Genomic DNA, 21,549 nt, shown 5'->3' with positions numbered 1-21,549 from the left:
CTGTCCCATTCCCCGCGGAAACGGGGAATGGGTGCCGACAAGCGCACGGTGGGATCAGAGATTGGCGGCACTCACGCCGTCTGCATCGCCCCCGGCCCCGGGATCGCGCCGGGAGGGCATTTGCCGAGGATGATCATGCCAAGCACCTCGTCCTTGGTGACGTCTTGCGTGCGTGCCTGACCGACCACCTTGCCGTTCTTCATGACGAACACCCGGTCAGCGAGATCGAAGACATCATGGATGTCGTGGCTGATGAGGAAAATGCCAATGCCCTCGCGCTTCAGCTGCTGGATCAGCTCGCCGACCTGGGCGGTCTCCTGCGGCCCGAGCGCCGCCGTCGGCTCGTCCATGATCAGGATGCGGGCGTCGAACAGGATGGCGCGGGCGATCGCCACCGACTGCCGCTGGCCGCCGGAGAGTGCCTTCACCGGTTCCTTGAAGCGACGGAAGTTGGGATTGAGGCGCCCCATGACCTCGCGTGCCTTGGCTTCCATCGCGGCGTCGTCGAGCGTACCCCAAGGGGTTCTGAGCTCGCGGCCGAGATAGAGGTTGGCGGCGGCGTCGACATTGTCGGCGACGGCGAGCGTCTGGTAGATCGTCTCGATGCCGTATTTCTTGGCGTCGCGCGGATTGGCGATGTCGGCCGGCTGGCCGTCGATCAGGATGTCGCCCGCGTCGCGGCGATAGGCGCCCGACAGGATCTTGATCAGCGTCGACTTGCCCGCGCCGTTGTGGCCGAGCAGCGCCACGACCTCGCCGGGGTAAAGATCGATCGAGGCGTTCTCGACCGCGTGGATGCCGCCGAACGAGATGGAAACATTGTTCATTTCCACGAGCGGAGTGCGTTTGTCAGTCATGGTGAAATCCTTTTATCTCGCCCGCGCGCGGTAGATCGTGTCGAGCCAGACGGCCACGACCAGCACGACGCCGACGACGATGCGCTGGAAGGGCGTATCGATGCCGACCAGAACCATGCCGGACTGCAAAGACTGCATGACGAGCGCACCGAGCATGGCACCGGCGACCGTGCCCATGCCGCCCGAGAGCGACGTGCCGCCGATGACGGCTGCGGCGATGGTGTAGAGTTCGTCGAGTTCCCCTTGCGCATTGGTGGCGGCATTGAGGCGGGCGGTCGAGATCGCGGCGGCGATGGCACAAAGCATGCCCATCAGCGCGAAGATCTTGACGGTGACCCATCGGGTCTTGATGCCGGCCAGTTCGGCGGCTTCCGGATTGCCGCCGATGGCGAAGACATAGCGGCCGAAGCGCAAGCGGGTCGAGATGAAGGTCATGACGATGCCGACACCGATGGCGATCAGCACCGGAATGGCGATGCCATGCGAGATGAACAGGCCCCCGTCCGGCCAGGCGATGCCATTGGCATCGGCGAACTTGCGGGCGATCGCCACCGGCCAAGGATAGTCGTTGAAGACGAAAACGGTCAAAAGCACCAGAAAGCAACTCACGCCGGCGAGGAAATACTCAGCCCAGACCGGGCGCAGCGGGAAACCGAAACGGCGGCGCTGCTTGCGTGAACTGACCAGGGTGGCGACGATGGCAAGGCAGGCGATGACGCCGACGATCCAGCTGGCGGTCGCGCCGATCGAGCCATTGGTGCCGCCGCCCATCAGTCGGAAGGTGGCGTCCATCGGGGCGACCGTGCGGCCGGAAGTGACGAACCATGTGGCGCCGCGCCAGACGAGCAGACCGCCGAGCGTGACGATGAAGGACGGCACGTTGAGAAAGGCGATGATGGCGCCGTGCAGCGCGCCGATCGCGCCACCGAGCAGGATGCCGGCCATAAGCGCGATGATCCAGGTGAGCGGGTGGTCGAAGCCGAGAATCTGCGGCAGCAATTCGGCCTGCAACACGCCCATGAACATGCCGACGAAACCGAGCACCGAACCAACCGAGAGGTCGATGTTGCGGGTGACGATAACGAGTACCATGCCGGTCGCCATGATAGCGACGGAGGCGGTCTGGACCGACAGGTTCCACAGGTTGCGCGGGGTCAGGAAGAGGCCGCCGGAAATGATGTTGAAGCCGATCCAGATGATCAGCATCGCGCCGATCATGCCGAGCAGGCGCGTATCGATCTCGGTGGCGCGGAAAAAGCGCTTCACCGGGTTCTCCGCCACGCCAGCCCGCGCGGCCTGCGTGCTATTTGTGATTTCGGCCATGCCGTGCCGTTCTCCCACGTTTTAAGTAATTCCTTGCAATGGCGCACCGGGCGCGAAAAAGCGCCGCATCGGCGGCCGAGCCTCTCCCGATTGGACGATACGTCGCGACCCTTTTCCAAGGTCGCGACGTTCGAAGGCTCAATCAGGCCGTCAGGTCAGCCCGCTGTCAATCGCAGGCCGCGACAGAGCCGGCGGCGACGCCCTGGCAGGCGGCGTCCTTGGAGATCCAGCCGGCGTCGATGACGACGTTCAGGTTGTCCTTGGTGATCGGCAGCGGGGCGAGGAAGACGGACTGCATCTCGACGCCCTTCGGACCACCGGCGAAGGTGGTCACACCCTCGATTTCGGTCATCTTCTTGCCGCCCGCCAGTTCGACGGCGATCTCGGCGGCGCGCTTGCCGAGTTCACGGCTGTCCTTCCACACCGACACGGTCTGGGTGCCGAGCGCCACACGGTTGAGCGCCGCGAAATCGGCATCCTGGCCGGAGACGGGAACGGAGCCGGCAAGCCCCTGGGCCGAAAGGGCCGCAACCACGCCGCCGGCGGTGCCGTCGTTGGAGGCGACGACCGCATCGACCTTGTTGTCGTTGGCGGTCAGGAACTGCTCCATGTTTTTCTGGGCATTTTCCGGCTTCCAGCCATCGGTATAGGCTTCGCCGACGTTCTTGATCTTTCCGGCATCGATTGCGTCTTTGAGCACTTCCATCTGGCCGGCAAACAGGAAGTCGGCGTTCGGATCCGAGGCCGAGCCCTTGATGAAGACATAGTTGCCTTCCGGCTTGACCTTGAACACTTCGCGGGCCTGCATGCGGCCGACTTCCTTGTTGTCAAAGGTGATGTAGAAGGCGGCCGGGTTTTCGATCAGGCGGTCATAGCCGACGACCGGAATGCCCTCGGCGGCGGCCTTCTCAATGGCCGGTCCGATCGCGTCGGAATCCTGGGCGAGAACGATGAGAGCATTGGCGCCCTGGGCGATCAGGCTCTCGACGTCGGTCAGCTGCTTGGCGGCGGACGACTGGGCATCAGCGGAAATATACTTGTCGCCGGAAGCCTCGAGCGCCTTCTTGATGGCGGCTTCGTCGGTCTTCCAGCGCTCTTCCTGGAAGTTCGACCAGGACACGCCGACCACGAGGTCCTTGGCGTTGGCAACGGTGTGCAGGCTGGTAATGACGGCGGCGCACGCCATCAGCTTCAATACGGATTTCATATTAGCCTCCCTTTGAAAGACGCGGCCGCCGGCGAACCTCCCGTTCGCCCCCTAGCAGCCCGTCCAAAAAACACTGTCCAGCCCCCGGCGATGCCGCTCACTGTTTTTCTCGACAGTCGAGAAAATAAATGTCAGAAGATTTCGAGCCTGTCAACATCACCCCGACAGGGCTTGCAAACAGGGCTTGCCGGTGGTTTTGGTGAAGGATATATCGCGAAAGGATGCCATGAACGGACGCCGACCATGCTGACGAAATCCAGCACCGAAATGGTGCGTCAGCAAAACAGCGCGCTGGTGCTTGCGGCACTGAGACGACATGGCTCCCTGGCCCACACCGATATTGCCGCCGCAACGGGCCTCGCCTCTGGCACCGTCTCCGCGATCACCGCCGATCTCGAACGGATCGGCGCGCTGGAGCGCCACGAACAGCCGGCAGCCGGCGGACGCGGCAGGCCGCGCGTTCTCTTCGCCCGCCGCCGCGACTTCGCCTATCTGGTCTCAGCCCGCATCGCCTCGGACAGCGTGCAGTATTCGCTGACCGATTATACCGGGACCCTGATCGACCGCTTCGAGGAGCCGCGCGACCATGCGGCCCCCTCGCCCAAGGCCTTCATCGCCGGGTTTCGTGATGCACTGTCGCGGCTTTCACAGCGCTCCAAGCTTGCGCCGGAACGGATCGCCGCCGTGTCGGTCAGTTCCAAGGGCATGGTCGATACGGGCGGCTCCCGGCTGCTCTGGTCGCCGGTGTTCGGCCACGAGGAGATCGATTTCTCCACAGCGCTCGACCTTGCTCCCCAAACCCGCATCCGCCTCAACAACGAAACGCTGCTGGTTGCCCATGCGCTGGGGCTGCGCGCGGACAAGGATACGGCACGGCCGTTCCATGCGCTGACCACCCTGTCGCTTGGCCATGCCATCGGGCTCGGCATCGCCCGACGGGGGCATTCCGGTGAACTCGACGTGAGCGCGCCGAACTTCGGCCATATGCTCAACGCCGCCGACGGCAAGCTCTGTCGCTGCGGTTCGTTCGGCTGTGTCGAGGCGTCGGCCGGCTTCTACGGCATCCTCAGGACCGCCTTTGAAGTGCCGCCCGACACGATCCCCGCCAAATTCGTGCCGCTCACCGAAATGGACAAGATCGCCAACCGCGCCCGACAGGGTCATCGAATGTCGGAATATGCCTTTCGCCAGGCCGGGCTGGCGCTTGGCCAGGGCCTGTCGCGGGTGCTGAGCCTCTATGAAAACATGCCGATCGTCATCACCGGCTACGGCACGCGCTATATGGACCTCTTGACCCGCGGCCTCGACGAGGGGCTTTCCCAGTCGTTGCATGTGCGCCTGCACGGCGCGCCGGAGATCACCATCGTGCCCGAGGAGGCGACACTGGTGTTCGAGGGACACCTCGACCGGGCGCTGACCGAGATCGACCACGAGGTGGCAGGTCTGAGAGCCGAAGAGGCGGTCGCGCGATAATCCGAACCGAATGGCGCCCTTGCCGAGGGGCCGCCCCCGTCCTATCACTTCACAATTCGATCGATGGAGGAATGATGTCCACGGCGGCCTTTGTTTTCGATGCCTATGGCACACTGTTCGACGTGCATGCGGCGGTGCGCCGCCATGCCGAGCGGGCTGGCCCCGAGCATCAGCGCTTTTCCGAGATGTGGCGGGCCAAGCAGCTCGAATATTCCTGGGTGCGCACGCTGATGGGCAGCTATCGCGACTTCTGGCAGTTGACCGAAGAGGCGCTCGATCACACGCTCGCCCAATTTCCCAGCGTCGAACGGAGCCTTCGAGCCGACCTCCTTTCGGCCTACTGGACGCTCGACTGTTATCCCGAGGTGCCGGCCGTGCTCAAGGATCTCAAGAGCCGTGGCGCCAAGCTTGCCATCCTCTCCAACGGCTCGCCGGACATGCTGGCCGCGGCGGTGAAGAACGCCGCCCTCGACGTCATCCTCGACGACGTGTTTTCCGTCGATGCGATCCGCGCCTACAAGACCGCACCGCAGGTCTATGACATGGTAACGACAGCGTACCGGCTCTATCCGCACGCCGTCTCCTTCCAGTCGTCCAACCGCTGGGACGTGGCTGGGGCGCAGAAATTCGGCTTCCGCACGGTGTGGATCAACCGCAGCGACCTGCCGGACGAATATACCGACCATCGACCGGACCTGATCCTGCCCAGTCTCACCAGCCTTTGAGGAGACCTGTTTCATGGCCTGGTCAGCGACCCAGTATCTCAAATTCGAGGAAGAACGCACCCGGCCGGCCCGCGATCTGCTGGCCCAGGTGCCGCTTGGCAAGGCAAGACGCGTCTACGACCTCGGCTGCGGACCGGGCAATTCCACCGAGCTGTTGATCGAACGCTTCGGGCAAGGGGCCGTCATCGGCCTCGACAGCGATGCCGACATGCTGGAGAAAGCGAAAAAGCGCCTGCCGGACACGCCGTTCACCCAGGCCGACCTTGCGAGCTGGCGGCCGGATGCGCCGGCCGACCTGCTCTATGCCAATGCCGTGCTGCAATGGCTGCCCGACCATTTGGCGCTGATGGAACGCTTGATCGACCACTTGGCGCCGGGCGGCGTGCTGGCCGTGCAGATGCCCGACAATCTCGACGAGCCGACCCACCTTCTGATGGAAGAGAGCGGGGCCGCCGGGCGCTGGGCGCCGAGTTTTGCCGACGGAAAGCTGCGACGCGCGCGCCTCCCCTCGCCGGCCACCTATCTCGAGCGGTTATCGCAGAAGGCCGCGCGCGTCGATGTCTGGCATACCGTCTACTACCATCCGATGGCCAATGCCGAGGCGATCGTCGAATGGGTGAAGGGCACCGGACTTCGCCCCTATCTCGACGCCGCCGGGCCAGAGGACCGCGACGCCTATCTGGCCGATTACACAGCGCGGATCGCACAGGCCTATCCGCCGATGGCCGACGGGCGGGTGCTGCTCCGATTTCCGCGTCTGTTTGTCGTGGCGGTGAAGGACGAACTTCGCTAGAAGGCCATCCCAACCCCATAACGGCACCCGCCGACGCCAACCGAACCTGAAAGCCCCAGTCGATGAGCACCCTTTGGACAAAGCCCGTCACCCTCGCGCTCGGCGAAGAGGGTGAGGACGTGACAATCGACAGCACGGAAGCCGCCTCCTGGGCGATGATCGAAGACTGGCCGACTGAGGACGGCCCGGCGCTCGACAAGGCCCTGCTCGTCTGCATGGATGTGGTCGCCGGCAAGAAGAAAGACGAGGACGCGCGCCGCGCCTTCATCGCGGCGGCGATCGAGGCGGGGATTGTGATCCGCGACTAAGGGGAAAACGCCCGACACTGCGAACCGGGACCAATTCGCCGGCGCTGACGCCTGTCAGTCGTCCGTCTTCCTCGCCCGCTCGACCCTTCACGCATCCGGCAGCCCGTCGTGGTCGCCGGTCTTGCGCTCCGGCCAGTCGTGCCACCAGTCCCGGCGCTTCGTCTTGAGGTCGAGGTTCTTCGGATAGTAGACCCGATTCTCCGCCTTGGCGGTCTCGCCGACCACCAGCAGCATGACCTCCTCACTGGAGTTATTGATGAAGCTGTGGCACTGGCCGGTGCCAGCCGGAAAGCCGACGGCGTCGCCGGGTCTCAGACGAAACAGTTCGCCGTCGAGCCAGACATCCGGCGTGCCGCTCAGAACATAGACGAACTCCTCCTCGGCGCTTTCGGCATGGGGATAGGAGGTGCGGCGGCCGGGCGGCAGGCGTTCATGATGGATACCGAGGCGGGTGAGACCAAAATGACGGGCCAGCGGCGCGCCGATCGACATCCGTTCGTCGTCGCCATCATAATGCGAATTGTCCGGGCCTTCGACATCACGCCAATGGGCAATGCAGGCTGGGCGTTCTTCCTTCGTCATCCATGCCTTCCATTCAGTGTTGGGCCTTCAGAGCTTGGGCCAGGTGTCGGACAAGCGATAACCGGCGGGCCAGGGATCGTCCGGATCAAGCATCAGTTGCTGGGTACCGGTGATCCAGGCGCGGCCGGAGATGGTCGGGACGATGGCTGCCTTGCCGCCGATCATGGTTTCCGCCTCGATCGCGCAGTGAAATTCGGAGCCCATGATCGAGCGGCCGATAAAGCGGTCGCCGACCTTCATCTGCCCGCGCGCATGCAGGACCGCCATGCGGGCCGAGCAGCCGGTGCCGGTCGGAGAGCGGTCGATCTTGCCGGGCTTGATGGCCACCGCGTTGGCACCCGTCGCCACCCCGTTCTCATAGGCGACCGGCGCAGTGATCTGGCAAAACGAGATATGACTCCAGTCGCGATCGGGATCAGGATGGCTGAAGCCAAGCTGCTCGTTGGCGGCGTCGGTGATCCTCATGCCCATGACAGCGATGTCGCGCGCCTCGTCGGGGGCGATCGAGAAGCCGAGCGCCCGGCCGTCGGCGATGACGAAGCTGTCGCCACCGAAGGCGGTATCGACGGTAAGCGTGCCCACCCCTTCCACCTCGATCACCGCGTCGAGTCGGTCGGCGAAGGACGGCAGGTTGCGCACGGTAATGCGCTCGGCCTTGCCGTTGCGGCAATGGGCCGTCACCTCCACCACGCCGCCCGGCGCCTCCAGCACCAGTTTCGTCACCGGCTCACTCATCGGCAGGATGCCACTGTCCAGCAGCACAGTGGCGACGCAGATGGAATTGGAGCCCGACATCGGCGGCGTGTCCTCCGGTTCCATGATGATCCAGCCCATCTGCGCGCGAGGATCCTTGGCCGGAACCAAGAGATTGACATGGCGGAAGACCCCGCCGCGCGGTTCGTTCAGCACGAAATTGCGCAAGGTCTGGTCGCTGGCGATGAAGCGCGACTGCTCCCACAGCGTCTCGCCCGGTGGGGGCGCGACACCGCCGACGATGACATCGCCCACCTCCCCTTCAGCGTGGCAATTGACGACATGGATAACTTTCGTGCTGCGCATGAGCCCCCTCATTTTTTCGGCACGCTAGCAGCGATGGCACAGGGCGGCAATCGTGATCGCGACGACAGAATGCCGCCTTGAAGCGGACGGCAAATGCGTCATGTTAGGGAAAGACCGGTCAAAGCGGCGGCCCGCCCTGTTCGCCACCGCCGCGCATAAAGGAGGATTCCCGATGAAGTTCGTCACCGCCGATGGAGCACATATCCCGGCGCTTGGTTTTGGCACGTTCCGCATGTCGGGCGCCGATGTCCTGAGGATCCTGCCGCTCGCGCTCAAGACCGGCTTTCGCCACGTCGACACCGCACAGATCTACGGCAATGAGGCGGAGGTCGGCGAGGCGATCGCCCGCTCGGGCATCGCGCGTGGCGACATTTTCCTCACCACCAAGGTGTGGGTCGACAAATTCGCCCGCCGCGACATGGGACCGTCGGTCGACGAGAGCCTGAAGAAACTGAAAACCGACCATGTCGATCTTTTGCTGCTGCACTGGCCGAAGAGCCCGGTGCCGCTGGAAGAGCAGATCGACGGCCTGAACGCTCTGGTCGATGCCGGCAAGGTGCGCCATATCGGCGTGTCGAACTACAATTGCGCGCTGATGGGCGAAGCGGTGCGGCTGTCGAAGGCACCGATCGTCACCAACCAGATCGAATACCATCCCTACCTCGACCAGACCGCGGTTCTCGAGGCCGCCCGCTCCTACGGCATGTCGGTCACGGCCTATTACGCCATGGCCGACGGCCGGGTGCCGAAGGAAGAGTTGTTGCAGGACATCGGTGTGCGCTACGGCAAGACGGCGGCGCAGGTGTGCCTGCGCTGGCTGATCCAGCAGCAGGACGTGGTGGCGCTGTCCAAGACCGCGACCGAGAGCCGGCTGGCGGAGAATTTCGCCGTCTTCGACTTCTCGCTCGACGGCGACGAGATGGACGCCATACACGCCCTCGCAAGGCCGGACGGGCGGATTGTCAATCCGGGGCATCTGGCGCCGGAATGGGACTGAGGGGGGGATCCGCCCCTTGATTACGGCAGGAAGGACCGCCATTCTCGACTTGGCATGCACTCTTCGCAATCCTGGAACCTGGGTTCGAAGACATGTCGCCAACGGTTGACGACGACGTCTTTGAACAATGTCCAAGAAAAGGCAGTCGTGGCCGTGGTGCCGTACTCCTGCTGTCAGCCACGCGCGCCGTAGTCACGCATGATCCAGAGAAAAGGCCGCCAGATCGCTCCGGCGGCTCTTGCCATTCCTGCTTCCTCGCCGGTGTGGTCGCGCTTAACGCAGACGAGATGGACGCGGTCTGTGCCCTCAGCCCTTTCCGCCCGGCGCCTCGACCAGGCGGTCGACGATCCAACGGACGATCGGCATGACCACCAGGGCGGAGGGGAAGGCCACCGCATAGGACATGGCCCAGGCCTTGAGGATGCTGGTCGCGAGATCCGGCGTCAGTCCGAGTGCGCGAATGGTGGCGATCGATGCGACCACACCCGACATCAGGAACGACAGGATCATCGGCAACACGACAAAACGGCTGTTTGCCGGAAGCTTGGCGAGTCTGAAAGGGCGAGCCTTGCGAACGCCAGGGACTGCGGGCGCGATGTTCATCATGCCAGCCACTCCTTTGAAACCGGCGCGGCGCTTTCAAAAAGGCCGAGGCCGAAGAAGGCGCGGGTATGGGGTTCCTCCATATGCAAGGTCAGAGCCGCCTCATCGGCGAAATCCTCGATCAGCACGAAGGCGCGTTCATCCGCCAGTGACTGAAAGAATTCGAACTCGGCGCAGCCCGGCTCCGGAAGGGTGGCCTTGCGCAATTCCAGGAGGGCGCTGCGCGCCTCCCCACCCCGGCCTTCGGCCATAGTCAGGCGAACGATACGGCGCAAGCGGCCGGCGGATGGAAGATCGGTCATTGCAGAACTCCTGTTTGTCTCGCTGTTGACAACGACGTCTTGCCTGACGGACCACATGCGCGCTATTCCCCAACAAGGCACATCAATTGCGCGGAAATGCACGATGCAGGATTGGGACGACTTGCGTTTTTTCGTGGCGCTTGCCGACGAGGGCTCGTTGTCGGCGGCGGCGCGGCGGCTCAAGGTCGACCATGCGACGGTCGCCCGGCGGATCGCCGCACTTGAGGCGCGGGTCAATGCGCGACTGGTCGATCGCCGGCCGCGCCGCTATCTGCTGACCGCCGAAGGCGCGCGCATTGCCGACCACGCCCGGCGCATGGAGGCAGAGGTGTTTGCGCTCGAACGCGGCGTGATGCCGGCCGATGCCGCTCAGACGGTCGAGATTTCCGTCAGCGCGCCGCCGGTGATCGCCTCAACGCTGGTGGCGCCGCGGCTGGCGACCTTGAAGACGCAAGAGCCGCATATTCGCTTGCGGCTGCTGGCCGAGACGCGAAACGCCTCATTGGCCCGGCGAGAGGCCGACGTGGCGCTCAGGCTAAGCCGCCCCGGCGATTCGACGCTGGTGATCCGTAAGGCCGGTACGATGCGCTATCGGCTCTATGCCACGCGGCCCTATCTCGAAAGCCACGCACCGGAAGCCTATGGCTTCATCGCCTTCGATGAGGCGCTGGGTGACACGCCGCAGCAGGTCTGGATGAAGGAGATCGCCGGAGCGCGGGAAACCGTGCTGCTGACCAACGATCTCGGTGTGCAATGCGCGGCAGCCGCGGCAGGACTGGGAATTGCCGTGCTGCCGGATTTCCTCGGTGATCTCCACGGTCTCTGCGTGGTCGGGGACGCGGCAGACCATATCGACCGCGACGCCTTCGTCACCTATCACGCCGACCTGCGCAACAACCGCGCAGCGACCACGGTTGCAGGCTTTCTAGCCACCTGCCTGCCCCGTCTGCGCTAGGTCTCGAAACACAAGGAGGGCTCCACAGGTCCGCCTTTGCATGAGGCCGGATGGACGCATCGTCAGTCCGGGGCCTCTGACGCCGGGGAACTGAACGCCTTTCCTCTCCAATCCTTGTCAACCCGCATGGAGAAAAGCCGGCAGCAGCGGGAACCTCGAGAGGCAAAAAAGGCCCCGCCGCTTGCAGACTACCTCTTCACAGGCACGAACTCGGTCTCAACCATCAGTTGCACATCCTCGCCGAGGGCGGGCACAGCAAAGTCGAGGCCCCAGTCGGTGCGGCGTACCGTCCCGGTGGCGGAGAAACCGAGGCGCGGCAGCTTGTCCATCGGGTGTTCCGCGAACGAATCGTTGAAACGCACGTCGAGGGTGACCGGATGGGTCTCCCCCCGAAAGGTGAGATCGCCCTTGATGGTGCCGGTGTTGTCGCCCGTCAGGGTGATGCCCTTCGCTTCGAAGGCGATCGGCTTTGCTGCCAGGAATTCCGGCGCGGTGCCGATTTTCTTGTCAAAGTCCTCGGCCTCCGCGAACGGGAAGTCGGTGCGCACCGAGGCCGGATCGATGGCCACCGACAGTCTCGATTTCGCCGGCTGCTCGGCATTCCAGTCCAAGCTGGCGCTGACAGCGGCAAAGCGTGCGGTGTAGTTGGAAAGACCGAAATGGCTGACCCGCCAGGTCAGGCTGGTGTGGGTCGGGTCTGTGACATAGGAGCCGCTGGGCGCCGGTTTCACGGACTGGGCGGCAACAGCCGGCGCCTGGATGACGAGCGGCAGAATCAGAGCAAACCTGTACATCGGGGTATCCTTCAAGATTGGTCGACACCGCGCTCAGGCGGCAAGCTTCAGTCGGGCGGCGAGATCGCTGAAGGCCTTTTCGGAAAGGCTCGGGCGAACCGCGAACTCGATAATGGCGTTGAACACTTCGGGCGGGGCGCCGGTACGAACACTACCGAGAACAGCTGCCCGCTCGACCGGGTTCATCGCCGGGATCATCAAGCGCATGAAAGCCATGTTCTTCTCCGGCGACATGGAGGCGACGATACGCATCTCGATCGCCAGCAGTTCCTCGTCTGTGAAGGTCTTCCACAGTTGGGCCGCTGTCTCTGTCTCTTCCTCGTGCATATGGGCAAGGTCTTCGGCGAGATAAGCGGCAAAGGCGAGGTAGAGTTTGCGCCCGGCGGCACGTCTGCCGATCGGCGATACAGTCTCGACAGAGCAAGCCAGCGCCTCGATCTGGTCGAAGGCTCTCCGGTGGTCGTCGTGCTGATGGTCGACGGTGTCCGTGGTGCCGCCACGCTGCTGCAGAACGCCGTGGATGTTGTCATCCTCATGCGCCACATGGGCCGCCGCCAGCATGAGGAAGGTGCGAAGCGCCGAAAGAGCGCTCGCGGCCTCCTCCGGGTTTTCGTAGTCGGTCGAGCCGAGACGGCAAAGCATGTCGCAACCGGCCTTGCGCAGGCCCTTGTGGACGCCGCCATAAAGGTCGAAGCGACCGTTGAGGTCGGCTATATCGGTCAGGGACAGGTGATGAGTCATCTAGATTTTCCTCTTTTCGTTTCGCCGGAGAATGCGTGTCCGGCTCAATGAGAGGCTGATAGAATGCTCGCCTGCGACGCGCTTCCTAAATGCTTCCTAAGGGGCTTCGCCGCGTTGCTAAAACTTTCCTATCTTCCTAAGATTACGGCTCACCAGAGGGGGCGGGATTGATCGAGGCGGGAGGTGCGAGTTTCATCGAGGGGCGCGTGATGATCCTGATCGCCACGCGCAACGACGCGCATCGCCCGATGATCGGGCGCTCGACCGGCGCACGCTTCGACGCCGAGAGCGGTCAGATCTCTCTTCTGGTGTCAGCCAGCCAGTGGCCCGACGCGGTGACGCATGCCCGACCCGGCACGCCAATCTCGGCAACCTTCGTCAAGCCCGACAACTACAAGGCTTACCAGATCAAGGGACCGATCACCGATGCGCGCGCCGCCGACGCGATCGAACAGGCGCGCGGCCGTCAGTATGTCGCCGACATGCTGTCCGAAATGGGGGCACTCGGCGTCAGTCGTTTGCAGTTGTCGAGCACGCTCAGCGACCGCGATCTGGTGCGCATCACCTTCATTCCGCGCGACCTTTTCATCCAGACCCCCGGACCCGAGGCCGGCCGACGGCTCGGCGAGGCGGAGGCAGACGCCCGATGATCCGGCTCAGCACCATCCGCGACGCCTTTGAGGGCGTGATCCCTTCGGTGATCGCCACGACCGACCAGGAGGGCATGCCCAACGTCTCCTACCTCTCTCATGTGTACTACATCGACGATGGGCACGTGGCGCTCTCCAACCAGTTCTTTTCCAAGACGGCCGCCAATGTGCAGGCGAACGGCCTGGCGACCGTCATGGTGGTCGATGGCCGCACCGGTCAGCAATATATCCTCGACCTCGCCTTCGAGTGCTCCGAGACGCAAGGCGAGATCTTCGAGCGGATCACAACCCATCTCGACCTCATGAGCGTCGAGCAGGGTATGGCCGGCATCATGAAGCTCAAGGCCGTCGATCTCTACCGCGTGGAAGACTGCAGGGCGGTGCCGGCCGCCAACCCGCTGGAATTGCCGCAACCCGAGGGACAGGATCTTCGCGACCATCTCGACCTGACACGCCAGCTTGCCGCCAAACTCGCGACCGCGACGAATGTCGAGCACCTGCTCGACCATGCGCTCGAGGGACTGGAGCGACTGTTCGGCTTCACCCATTCGATGGTGCTGGTGCCGGACGACGAGCGCATGCAACTGACGACGATCGCAAGTCGCGGCTATGACCGCTTCGGTTTCGGCTCGGAAGTGCCCGTCGGCGGCGGTGTGATCGGCATGGCGGCGGCGACGCGGCGGCCGGTGCGCATCAGCGACCTGCGCCGTAGCAGGCGTTATGTCCATGCGGTCGGCGCGGCCAGCGGCATCAGCGGCAGCGATCCGTTGCCGCTGCCGGCCCTTGCCGCGCCTCTCAGCCAGCTTGCCATACCGATGGTGGCCCAGGACCGGCTGGCAGGAGTGCTTTTCGTCGAATCTGAACAATCCTTCGCCTTTCGCCATCGTGACGAGGAGGCGCTGGCCATCCTGGCCGGGCATCTCGCGCTGGCTATCACCCTTGCCGGCCAGGAGCGCGACCGGCCGGACAGTGAGGTGGAGGACGAACCTTCGACCACGGAAACGATGACACCCCTGCCCGGCACCCTGCGCATCCGTTTCTATCCGCGCGACGGCTCGATCTTCGTCGATAATGACTATCTGATCCGGGGGGTTCCGGGGCGGCTGCTCAAACATTTCATTGAGGAACATGCGGCCAGCGGGCGGCAGGAGTTTCTCAATCGCGAGATCCGCCGTGACCGCAGCCTGCAACTGCCTGACGTCAAGGACAACCTCGAGACCCGGCTGATACTGTTGCGCCGCCGGCTCGAAGAAAAGGGCGGACCGATCCGTATTACCCGCGCCGACCGCGGACGCATCCGCCTCCACCTCCAAGGCACGCCCGAACTCACCATCGTCAGCGACTGAGGCCCCCGAAAGAGACCAGGGGTTGCGCCCGCGTGCCGTAAATCCCCCGTGCTTCCGGCGAAGGAGCCGCAGTCATCCCAGCCGCGGCTCGGCTTGCCCCAGACGGTCATGCGTCGATGGTCCGCCGCCGGGTTTGCAAATGGTGACAGTAAAGACGTTTTCGCCCGGTTCAAACAAAAGGGTTGATCTGGCCGCTATTCGCTGTGAATACCGCCATTGAAACCTCCCGCGAGCCGCCGCATTGGCTGGCTTTTCGATTTGTATGCCCCCTCTGGAGCCCCCATGACCATCACTCATCTTGTCACCCATTCTGGCGGCTTCCATGCGGACGAATTGCTGTCCTCTGTCGTGCTCACACGCCTCTTTCCCAAGGCCGAGCTGAAGCGCACCCGCGACCGGCAATGGCTAGTGCCTGCCGCTGACAGGATCATCTTCGATGTGGGAGGCGCTCACGAGCCGCAGGCCCAGATTTTCGACCATCATCAGCGGCCCAGTCCGCTGCGTGAGGACGGTCAACCGTTCAGTTCCTTTGGGTTGATCTGGTCCCATTATGGTCGAACATATCTGGCGGCGATGGGCGTGCCCGATCATGACATTGAGGCGATCCATACCGCGTTCGACACGAAGTTTGTCCTGCCGATCGATCTTCTGGACAACGGCGCCATGGAGCCGTCCGTGGCGGGGCCGCTGTCGATCTTGACTTTGCCCGCACTCCTGGGAAGCCTGAAACCTGTGTTCGACGACACCTCGCCGACGGCTGACGACGACGCCTTTTTCGCGGCCTTGCCCATTGCGCGCAGTTTTATCGAGGCCTTCATCCAGAACCTCGCGGCGAAGGCCCGCGCCCAGAGCATCGTGCTGGAGGCCATCGCCAGGGCAGGTTCATCGCCGATCCTCGAATTGCCCATGGGCATGCCCTACCGCTCCGCACTTGACAAGGCGGAGGCTGATCACATGCTGTTCGTGGTCAATCCGCGCGGCGGTGACTGGACACTGAATGGCATCAAGCTGTCGAACGACACCTTTGATCAACGTGCAGATCTGCCCGCCGCCTGGGCAGGACTGACGGATGCGGCACTGGAAGAGGCAAGCGGCGTCAAAGGCGCCAAATTCTGCCACAACGCCCGTTTCATCGCCGTTGCCAGCTCACGCGAAGCGATCCTGGAAATGGCCGACATCGCAGTGAAAGCCGTTGATAGGAGCGTCATAGTCAGATGATCAAAGAAGATGCCACTTACCAGCTGGCAGCCTTACGTGCCGGAACCATCAGTCCAAGAGAACTGATGGAAGAAACGCTTGACCGGATCGCAGACGTAAACCCCGGCATTAACGCGATTGTGGCCTTGCGGGAACGCGAAATCCTGCTCGAAGAGGCCGAGCGCGCGCGCCCAGGCCTGTTGCAAGGCCTGCCGATGGCGATCAAGGATCTGGCCGAGACGGCGGGGATCGTGACCAGCTATGGCTCGCCTGTCTTCAAAGATAACGTGCCAGCAAAAGACAGTCCGATGGTTGCCCGCCTGCGCAAAGCCGGCGCGGTCATCATCGGCAAGACCAATACGCCTGAATTCGGTCTCGGCTCGCATAGCTACAATCCGGTTTATGGCGTGACGCGCAACCCCTTTGACCAGACACGCTCCGCCGGCGGATCGAGTGGCGGCGCGGGCGCGGCACTGGCGAGCCGGATGGTGGCATTGGCGGACGGGTCCGACATGATGGGATCTTTGCGCAACCCTGCGGGGTGGAACAACGTCTTTGGCTTTCGCCCCAGCTATGGCCTCGTCGCAAGCGGTGGTCCGGGCGATATGTTCTTGTCGCAACTCTCCACGGACGGTCCCATGGCACGCTCCATGCGTGATCTGGAGCTGCTGCTTGGCATCCAGTCGGAGTATGATCCGAGCCATCCGCATTCCAGCGGGCCCTATCGGCCCGGCGCACCAACCGCGAAGCTGACGATCGGCTGGCTGGGCGATTGGGGCGGAGCCTACAGGATGGAACCCGGCGTTCTCGATCTATGCGAAAATGCGGTCCAGGTGCTCGAAGGGCTTGGCCATTCCGTCAAGGTCATGGCGCCGCCGTTCCCGGCCGAGGCGCTTTGGGAGGCATGGACCCTGCTGCGGAGCTGGTCCATAGCGGGCGATCTCGGATCACTGCTGCAACAGCCGCACGATCTGCTCAAGCCGGAGCTTCGCTGGGAGATTGAACGTGGCCTCGCCGCAACCGCCGAAGCGGTGCAAAAGGCGAGCGAGATCCGCTCGGATTGGTTCCGTTGCCGGGCGGAAATGGAGGTCGATATACTGGCCCTGCCATCGGCGCAGATGTTTCCGTTCGATGCGAGACTGTCTTGGCCGGATGCGATTGGCGGGACGACGATGGACACATATCACCGCTGGATGGAGGTTGTGGTGCCAGCCTCGCTTATCGGCCTGCCCGCGCTGTGCGTTCCGGCAGGCTTTGGCGACGCGGGCACACCGATGGGGTTGCAGCTGATCGGCCGTCGAGGACGGGATGCCGACGTTTTGGCCCTTGGGCGGGAATATGAATCCGCCACCAATTGGATCGCGCAAGAACCGGCGTTTGGATAAAATGCGGCATTGCGGCCTGTTGCGGAAAAGCTGACATCCGGAAAGGTCGTGAAAATCGGTGTGTTGCGATCCTGGCGGAAATTTTCCGCCCTTTCCAGGTGAGACGAGCCTCCATTTCAGGCCGAATTCGCCTCAATAAAAAAGCCGCCGGATCGCTCCGGCGGCCTGTTCAAATCAATGTGCCGATCAGATCAGACGAACTGCGACAGGCCCGGAACCGAGGCGACGACTTCGTCGACCACTTCGTCGCCGGCGTATTCGCGGGCGGCCGTCATGGTTTCCTTGGCGAGCTTGGAGATCTCGCCCATGCCGAGGCCCTGGGCCATCAGCTGCTGGCCGAGACCCATGATACCGCCGCCACCGATCGCGCTCATCAGGCCGCCGAGCAGGCCCTTGCCTTCGCCTTCACCATTGTACTTGGCGACGAGGTCGAGGGCGCCGGGGATGGATTCAATCATCTTGGCAATCGGGCCGTCGGCAGCTTCGCGTTGCAGGAAGCCAAGCATCATGCCGACCGTCTTTTCAGCCACGGCCGGTTCAATGCCAACCTTGTCGGCGATGCGGTTTACGAGTTCATTCATGGTGAGCCTCCTGGTTCAAAACTGACGTTAACGTCAACGTAATTCAAGTTTCCGGCGAACTCAAGCGGCTTACCCGCCCGCGACCGCATTTGTCCCCGGCCCCTGACGCACGGTCACGGGCCTTCGGCCTGTTGTCGATGTTTCACACTATCCTTATAACAGCAAGGTGACGATTCAGGGAATGACGGGACAGGCGCAAATTCGCCGATAAGCTCCATGTCGACCGAACAAGGGACGGGAAAGCGGCGCATGCTCGAAGATGGAAAGCTCTATATCGGCACCAGCCGAAATCCCGACGACAGCCTCAACAAGGGCGAATATCTCGAACTCAAATACGGCAACCGGCATGGCATCGTCACGGGCGCCACCGGCACCGGCAAGACGGTGACGTTGCAGGTTCTCGCCGAGAGCTTCTCCAATGCCGGCGTGCCGGTGTTCTGCGCCGACATCAAGGGCGACCTTTCCGGTATCGCCAAGATGGGCGAGCCGAAGGATTGGGTCGACCAGCGGGCCAAGCAGATCGGCTTTGACGATTTCGACTACCAGGAATTCCCGGTGATCTTCTGGGATCTTTACGGCGAACAGGGCCACCGGGTTCGCACCACCGTCGCCGAAATGGGGCCGCTTCTGCTCTCCCGGTTGATGGATGCCTCCGAAGCGCAGGAAGGCGTGTTGAACATCGCCTTCAAGATCGCCGACCAGGGCGGCCTGCCGCTGCTCGATCTCAAGGATCTCCAGGCGCTGCTCAACTATATGGGCGAGCATGCCAGCGAGCTTTCCAGCCAGTTCGGGCTGATCTCCAAATCCTCGGTCGGCTCGTTGCAGCGCGGCCTGCTGGTGCTGGAACAGCAGGGCGCCGAACACTTCTTCGGCGAGCCGGCGCTGGCGATCTCCGACATCATGCGCACCACCAATGACGGGCGCGGCGCGATTTCGGTGTTGGCCGCCGACAAGCTGATGATGAACCCAAGGCTCTACTCGACCTTCCTGCTGTGGCTGCTGTCCGAACTGTTCGAGGAACTGCCGGAAATCGGCGATCCCGACAAGCCGAGGCTGGTGTTCTTCTTCGATGAGGCGCATCTCTTGTTCAAGGACGCGCCGAAGGTGCTGATCGAGCGCATCGAGCAGGTGGTTCGGCTGATTCGCTCGAAGGGCGTCGGCGTCTATTTCGTCACGCAGAACCCGCTCGACGTGCCGGAAACCGTGCTGGCGCAGATGGGCAACCGCATCCAGCATGCGCTCCGCGCCTATACGCCGCGCGAGCAGAAGGCGGTGAAGACGGCGGCGACGACCTTCCGCCCCAACCCTGCCTTCGACTGCGAAACGGCGATCACCATGCTCGGCACCGGCGAGGCGCTGGTCTCGACACTGCAATCCAAGGGCATCCCCTCGATCGTCGAGCGCACATTGGTGCGCCCGCCATCGAGCCGCCCCGGCCCCATCAGCGACGCCGAGCGCCGCGCGGTGATCAATGTCAGCCCGGTCGCCGGGATCTATGACAAGGATGTCGACAGGGAATCGGCCTACGAGATCCTGCTGGCCCGTGGACAAAAGGCAGCGGACGCCGAAGCCGCCCGCAAGGCGGCCGAGGAGCGCACGACACGCGGCGCGGAAAAGGACAGCGCCGCCGGCCGCTGGACCCTGCCCGGCTTCGGCGACAAGGAAAAGGACGACGACAGCCGACCGACGAAAACCACGACACGCAAGACCTCAGGCTACCAGCGCGAGACGGTGATCGAAGCGGCGATGAAGAGCGCTGCCCGCTCGGTCGCCACCTCCGTCGGCCGGGCGATCGTGCGCGGCATCCTGGGAAGCCTGAGGCGGTAGAGCTGAACAAGAAAGAGCAGGCCCGGCGTGACAATGACACAACCGCGCCGGGGCGTTTGCTTGTGTAATTAAACAATTATAGGTAGCACCTAAAACATGCGTGAAACAAAAAGTTGACATGAGCAGGCCCGCCGTGTATTAAGGCTCATCGATACTTTGTTTGCCGATATTTGTTTATGGCGCCATGCGCCTCTGGACGAACTTCCCCCTCTCAAAAAGTCGAAAAACCGTCGTGCGCCGTACGGCGGCACTAAATGTTGCTAAGAAAGGGTTCGTCATGACCACCGGCACAGTAAAATGGTTCAATTCCACCAAGGGCTTCGGCTTCATTCAGCCTGACAACGGCGGTGCGGACGTATTCGTTCACATCTCGGCTGTAGAGCGCGCAGGCATGCGTGACCTCGTCGAAGGCCAGAAGATCAGCTTCGAGCTGGAACGCGACAACAAGTCGGGCAAGATGTCCGCCGGCCAGCTGCAGGCCGCCTAACGCTTCTGCCGAAGCCATGACCACGGATGTACTGGCATGGCGGGCGAAGATATTGGAGAGGGCCAGGCGTATGTCTGGCCTTTTTTGCATTTGCAAGATCGGCTGAATTTCCAGGTTGCAACACACTACGGCCAGCCAGGAAGGGTTGATCCGCTCATCGCGCGACGACCTCGCCGAGAGGGGCATCGAGCGATGCCCCCTTACCCAAACTGCCTGTCGATTACCAACGGATCGGACTTCATGAACGTCAATGTCGCCATCAAGGCCCCGGAAGCTCCGGCCGAGGAGAATGTCGGCGCCTGGCTGAAGCTGCTGGCCCGCTATCGCCAGCCGCGCCTTGGGCGCAGCGTCTTCGAGCTGGCCGTCACGCTCGTTCCGATCGTCGTATTCTGGGCCATCGCCTATATCTCGCTGATCAACGGCTTCTGGTTCGGCCTGATCGCCGTTGTTCCGGCCGGTATATTTCTGCTGCGCCTGTTTATGATCCAGCACGATTGCGGGCACGGCTCGTTCTTCGCCCGACGCCGGCTGGATGACTGGACCGGCCGACTGATCGGCGTACTGACACTCACCCCTTACGACTACTGGCGCCGGGCCCACGCCGCCCACCATGCCACCGCCGGCAACCTCGACGAACGCGGCGTGGGCGACATAACCACGTTGACGGTCGAGGAATATCGCGCTCTTTCACCGCGCGGGCGGCTAGCCTACCGGCTTTATCGCAATCCGGTGGTCATGTTCGGCATCGGCCCGACCTTTGTCTTCCTGCTCAAGCAGCGCCTGCCGTTCGGCATGATGAAAGACGGCGCGCGCCCGTGGATCTCAACCATGGGCACCAATCTCGGCATCATCGCGCTCTCGGCTCTGATGATCTGGGCCGTCGGTCTCGTGCCCTTCCTCGTCATTCACCTGCCGGCCGTGCTGATCGCCGGGGCAGCCGGCATCTGGCTGTTCTACGTGCAGCACCAGTTCGAAGAGACGCACTGGTCGAAGGGCGAGGACTGGAAGTTTCCGAAGGCCGCACTGCACGGCGCCTCGCATTACGACCTGCCGCTCGCGCTGCGCTGGCTGACCGGCAACATCGGCATCCACCACGTCCACCACCTGGCAAGCCGCATACCTTACTATCGGCTGCCCGAAGTTTTGCGCGACTATCCGGAGCTGGCCAGCATTGGCCGAATCACGATTCGCGACAGCCTCTCTTGCGTCAAACTCGCCTTGTGGGACGAAAGAGGCGGTAAACTCCTCTCCTTCCGCGAGGCCAACGCCCTTATGGCTGCCTGAAGGCGGCAGGCGACCGGGTCCAGGCCGGCCGCCATCCATCCCGAAAAACCGACTCAGTATTCAAGGACCAACC

At 63.2% G+C, this 21,549-nt stretch carries 23 protein-coding genes; 13 read left to right on the top strand and 10 right to left on the bottom strand.

Annotation, left to right across the window (positions count from 1 at the left end):
* Positions 1-71 precede the first annotated feature (71 nt).
* The 3 genes from RNA01_RS06060 to xylF all read right to left on the bottom strand — a co-directional run bounded on the left by RNA01_RS06060 (position 72) and on the right by xylF (position 3,387).
* Entirely contained in the window at positions 72-857 is a 786-nt protein-coding gene (locus RNA01_RS06060; protein WP_147179058.1) for an ATP-binding cassette domain-containing protein, read from the bottom strand.
* A 12-nt stretch (positions 858-869) separates the two neighbouring features.
* A complete protein-coding gene (locus RNA01_RS06055; protein ID WP_147179057.1) occupies positions 870-2,180 on the bottom strand; it encodes a sugar ABC transporter permease in 1,311 nt (436 codons plus the stop codon).
* A 166-nt stretch (positions 2,181-2,346) separates the two neighbouring features.
* The gene (xylF, locus tag RNA01_RS06050; protein WP_147179056.1) at positions 2,347-3,387 is read right to left on the bottom strand and encodes a D-xylose ABC transporter substrate-binding protein; all 1,041 of its coding nucleotides are present in this window, start codon (positions 3,385-3,387) and stop codon (positions 2,347-2,349) included.
* 243 nt (positions 3,388-3,630) lie between these two features.
* Between xylF and RNA01_RS06045 the strand changes: the two genes are divergently transcribed.
* The 4 genes from RNA01_RS06045 to RNA01_RS06030 all read left to right on the top strand — a co-directional run bounded on the left by RNA01_RS06045 (position 3,631) and on the right by RNA01_RS06030 (position 6,686).
* On the top strand, positions 3,631-4,860 hold the full coding sequence (locus RNA01_RS06045; RefSeq protein WP_147179055.1) for an ROK family transcriptional regulator: 1,230 nt from the start codon (positions 3,631-3,633) through the stop codon (positions 4,858-4,860).
* A 74-nt stretch (positions 4,861-4,934) separates the two neighbouring features.
* On the top strand, positions 4,935-5,585 hold the full coding sequence (locus tag RNA01_RS06040) for a haloacid dehalogenase type II (protein ID WP_147179054.1): 651 nt from the start codon (positions 4,935-4,937) through the stop codon (positions 5,583-5,585).
* Positions 5,586-5,598: 13 nt separating this feature from the next.
* Positions 5,599-6,378, top strand: a complete 780-nt coding sequence (gene tam, locus RNA01_RS06035) for a trans-aconitate 2-methyltransferase (RefSeq protein WP_147179053.1) — start codon at positions 5,599-5,601, stop codon at positions 6,376-6,378.
* 62 nt (positions 6,379-6,440) lie between these two features.
* A complete protein-coding gene (locus RNA01_RS06030) occupies positions 6,441-6,686 on the top strand; it encodes a DUF982 domain-containing protein (protein ID WP_147179052.1) in 246 nt (81 codons plus the stop codon).
* A gap of 87 nt (positions 6,687-6,773) precedes the next feature.
* Here the strand turns inward: RNA01_RS06030 and RNA01_RS06025 are convergent, their stop codons facing one another.
* Positions 6,774-7,268 (bottom strand): cupin domain-containing protein, encoded by a 495-nt coding sequence (locus tag RNA01_RS06025; protein ID WP_147179051.1) that lies wholly within the window; start codon positions 7,266-7,268, stop codon positions 6,774-6,776.
* A 27-nt stretch (positions 7,269-7,295) separates the two neighbouring features.
* Positions 7,296-8,327, bottom strand: coding sequence for a trans-3-hydroxy-L-proline dehydratase (locus RNA01_RS06020; RefSeq protein ID WP_147179050.1), 1,032 nt, complete (start codon positions 8,325-8,327; stop codon positions 7,296-7,298).
* Positions 8,328-8,499: 172 nt separating this feature from the next.
* On the opposite strand from RNA01_RS06020, the gene RNA01_RS06015 reads away from it, so the two are divergent.
* Positions 8,500-9,324: an aldo/keto reductase gene (locus tag RNA01_RS06015; RefSeq protein ID WP_147179049.1), complete on the top strand. Its 825-nt coding sequence runs from the start codon at positions 8,500-8,502 to the stop codon at positions 9,322-9,324.
* 306 nt (positions 9,325-9,630) lie between these two features.
* Here the strand turns inward: RNA01_RS06015 and RNA01_RS06010 are convergent, their stop codons facing one another.
* Both RNA01_RS06010 and RNA01_RS06005 read right to left on the bottom strand, forming a co-directional pair.
* A complete protein-coding gene (locus RNA01_RS06010; protein WP_235916446.1) occupies positions 9,631-9,930 on the bottom strand; it encodes a DUF2798 domain-containing protein in 300 nt (99 codons plus the stop codon).
* Positions 9,927-10,229 (bottom strand): putative quinol monooxygenase, encoded by a 303-nt coding sequence (locus RNA01_RS06005; protein ID WP_210245732.1) that lies wholly within the window; start codon positions 10,227-10,229, stop codon positions 9,927-9,929. The genes RNA01_RS06010 and RNA01_RS06005 overlap by 4 nt, the downstream gene beginning before the upstream one ends.
* A gap of 103 nt (positions 10,230-10,332) precedes the next feature.
* Between RNA01_RS06005 and RNA01_RS06000 the strand changes: the two genes are divergently transcribed.
* Positions 10,333-11,184, top strand: a complete 852-nt coding sequence (locus tag RNA01_RS06000) for a LysR family transcriptional regulator (RefSeq protein ID WP_147179048.1) — start codon at positions 10,333-10,335, stop codon at positions 11,182-11,184.
* A gap of 188 nt (positions 11,185-11,372) precedes the next feature.
* Here RNA01_RS06000 and RNA01_RS05995 read toward each other — a convergent pair whose 3' ends face one another.
* Together RNA01_RS05995 and RNA01_RS05990 are read right to left on the bottom strand one after the other, a co-directional pair.
* Positions 11,373-11,978, bottom strand: a complete 606-nt coding sequence (locus tag RNA01_RS05995) for a YceI family protein (protein WP_147179047.1) — start codon at positions 11,976-11,978, stop codon at positions 11,373-11,375.
* Positions 11,979-12,011: 33 nt separating this feature from the next.
* Entirely contained in the window at positions 12,012-12,719 is a 708-nt protein-coding gene (locus RNA01_RS05990) for a hemerythrin domain-containing protein (RefSeq protein WP_147179046.1), read from the bottom strand.
* A gap of 167 nt (positions 12,720-12,886) precedes the next feature.
* On the opposite strand from RNA01_RS05990, the gene RNA01_RS05985 reads away from it, so the two are divergent.
* From RNA01_RS05985 to RNA01_RS05970, 4 genes are all read left to right on the top strand, one after another.
* Positions 12,887-13,369, top strand: coding sequence for a hypothetical protein (locus RNA01_RS05985; protein WP_235916444.1), 483 nt, complete (start codon positions 12,887-12,889; stop codon positions 13,367-13,369).
* A complete protein-coding gene (locus RNA01_RS05980; protein ID WP_147179045.1) occupies positions 13,366-14,715 on the top strand; it encodes a GAF domain-containing protein in 1,350 nt (449 codons plus the stop codon). Before RNA01_RS05985 ends, RNA01_RS05980 begins: the two co-directional genes overlap by 4 nt.
* A gap of 282 nt (positions 14,716-14,997) precedes the next feature.
* Positions 14,998-15,933, top strand: a complete 936-nt coding sequence (locus RNA01_RS05975; RefSeq protein WP_147179044.1) for an MYG1 family protein — start codon at positions 14,998-15,000, stop codon at positions 15,931-15,933.
* Positions 15,930-17,297, top strand: coding sequence for an amidase (locus RNA01_RS05970; RefSeq protein ID WP_147179043.1), 1,368 nt, complete (start codon positions 15,930-15,932; stop codon positions 17,295-17,297). Before RNA01_RS05975 ends, RNA01_RS05970 begins: the two co-directional genes overlap by 4 nt.
* A gap of 191 nt (positions 17,298-17,488) precedes the next feature.
* Here the strand turns inward: RNA01_RS05970 and RNA01_RS05965 are convergent, their stop codons facing one another.
* Complete coding sequence (locus RNA01_RS05965) at positions 17,489-17,878, bottom strand: hypothetical protein (RefSeq protein WP_147179042.1); 390 nt, start codon at positions 17,876-17,878, stop codon at positions 17,489-17,491.
* Between the two features lie 249 nt (positions 17,879-18,127).
* Here RNA01_RS05965 and RNA01_RS05960 point away from each other — a divergent pair, with 249 nt between their 5' ends.
* The 3 genes from RNA01_RS05960 (at position 18,128) to RNA01_RS05950 (ending at position 21,476) form a co-directional block, all read left to right on the top strand.
* A complete protein-coding gene (locus RNA01_RS05960) occupies positions 18,128-19,705 on the top strand; it encodes a helicase HerA-like C-terminal domain-containing protein (protein WP_147179041.1) in 1,578 nt (525 codons plus the stop codon).
* Positions 19,706-19,982: 277 nt separating this feature from the next.
* A complete protein-coding gene (locus tag RNA01_RS05955) occupies positions 19,983-20,192 on the top strand; it encodes a cold-shock protein (protein ID WP_028737038.1) in 210 nt (69 codons plus the stop codon).
* A gap of 240 nt (positions 20,193-20,432) precedes the next feature.
* Positions 20,433-21,476 carry a fatty acid desaturase gene (locus RNA01_RS05950; RefSeq protein WP_147179149.1) on the top strand — a complete coding sequence of 348 codons (1,044 nt, stop codon included), beginning with the start codon at positions 20,433-20,435 and terminating at the stop codon, positions 21,474-21,476.
* The last annotated feature ends 73 nt before the right edge of the window (positions 21,477-21,549 follow it).

The sequence above is a fragment of the Paenirhizobium naphthalenivorans genome (genome assembly GCF_007992095.1).
In the GTDB taxonomy this organism is placed as follows: Bacteria; Pseudomonadota; Alphaproteobacteria; order Rhizobiales; family Rhizobiaceae; genus Allorhizobium; species Allorhizobium naphthalenivorans.
Note: the sequence above shows the minus strand (reverse complement) of the source record. Positions and strands in the feature narration are given on the sequence as shown.